This is a genomic window from uncultured Thiodictyon sp. (assembly GCF_903828115.1).
Lineage (GTDB): Bacteria > Pseudomonadota > Gammaproteobacteria > Chromatiales > Chromatiaceae > Thiodictyon.
Genome location: NZ_CAIKKU010000769.1, coordinates 1 through 1,697 on the forward strand (window position 1 = coordinate 1; position 1,697 = coordinate 1,697).

Here is a 1,697-nt window from a genome sequence, read left to right on the forward strand (position 1 = left end):
CTGCTCGCCAGCGTGATTGAAACCTGTCGCCAGCGCGGCCAGGTGCCGTGGCCCTATCTGGCCGGCGTGATCGCTGAGCGCCGCGCCGGTCGCGCGGCCGCTCCGCTGCCGGCTCCAATGCCGGGTCTCTGAACGGCTACGGAAAAAGCAGAAATAGCAGCCGGATCGGCTTCTCCATTTATAGTAATCCGGGAGCCCGATTCCCGCATCTTCCAGTATCTTAAGGATGTCTTTCTTGGCTAGTCCGTCTTCCCGGAACGGAAAACGCGCTGTTATATTCGGCTTCCGTGATATGTATCCTTTTCTTTCCGGCTCGTCGGCGCGAATTCCGACATAGCTGACCGCCTGGTCCTCCCCTACAAATCGCTCGAATGGCTTAATCTTGAGGTTAACCGTACACCATCTTTGATCCACAGCAGGTAGAAAATTGTCATGCAGCTTCAGATAATAGTCAAAGTCTCGTCCCGCATTGATGCGGACAACTTTGCGTCCCAGATAGTCTTCCATGCGCTCGATGAACTCGAGGGTTTCCGGTAACTCAGCCCCAGTATCGGCGAAAAAATATTCCATATCCGGAACTTTGTCACGCATGTAGATTGCAAGCGCTGCGCTATCCTTGCCGCCGGATAATCCCAGCAAATGTCGAGCCGGTTTTTCACTCATGTTCTAACTCCCACTTAGGTATCTGCCTGAAGCAATTTCGCAATAATAGCAAGCCGCAACTCTTGGTCTTCAAAGTTCGCTAATAAGGCGTTGATACGCTCGGCCTGAGCGTCGATCAAGGGTCGCTGTTCAGGATTGATATAGACGATGCGACCAGCCCGTTCGCCGTCCGTGCTGGAGACGGTGCGCAGGAGTATGACCTCTCGGTCTTCGCCCGCTGGACGTGCCTGGACGGCCCGGTCCAGCGTCTCCAGGTCGCGCAGACGTACCGTGAGATCGCCAAGATGATTGCTGGCATTAAGGCGTTGTTCGTCGGTCCATTTCTGAGGCGGAATCTTGCCGAGCAACGTCATGACGGACTCTAACCAGGCTTGGTCGTCATGGTGCCCGGCAGTCAGGCGTCGAATGAAGGTGCGCAGGTCATGTTGATTCTCCCCAGCGTAGCGATCCAAATCCTGAAAACGCGCGGTCAATGCCTGGCGTAGCTGAGCCAGTGCCAACCCGACATCCAGTCCGAAGGCACGCGCAAGTTTTTGCTGGAAGTCGTCGATCATTCCGGGATAGGCATCGCGTAGCTCCCGCAACCCGGCAACGAGTGTGCGCAGATACTCATCCATCAGGGTTTCGTCCGTGTCGGTGATCGCAACGGGTGCAGTGCCACAGGCGCGCGGGAGGGTCTCAAACAAGAGTGCAGCCGGCCCGCGGGCGCGCGGAAAAGTCTCGCGAATTGCCACGGCGGTGCCGCTCAGGTGCGATGCCTTTTGGGCATAGGGCGGCAGGGCACGCATGAACTTGGCGAGCGGCCGGATGATATCGAGCAGGGTGGCGGGCTCCGGAATCCGTCCAACGATCGTCTCCAGGTATTTGCGGAACAGGACCAAGCGCCCACCCTGTAAGGAGATTTCTGAGTAAAAGTTTCCCGCTTTTTGGGATAGAATATTGGCACTGGCAGATTTCCTCCGCGGCGCAGGAAAGCGACAACAATAGGCACTTGGGAGGCTGCGATTCAGCGGGTTGCAGGATTCGCCACCCGC

2 pseudogenes are annotated in these 1,697 nt (G+C 57.0%); both read right to left on the minus strand.

Annotation, left to right across the window (positions count from 1 at the left end):
* Positions 1–312: 312 nt before the first annotated feature.
* A pseudogene (locus QZY48_RS28205) lies at positions 313–663 on the minus strand (phosphoadenosine phosphosulfate reductase family protein); the annotation flags it as partial.
* 14 nt (positions 664–677) lie between these two features.
* A pseudogene (locus QZY48_RS28210) lies at positions 678–1,697 on the minus strand (hypothetical protein); the annotation flags it as partial.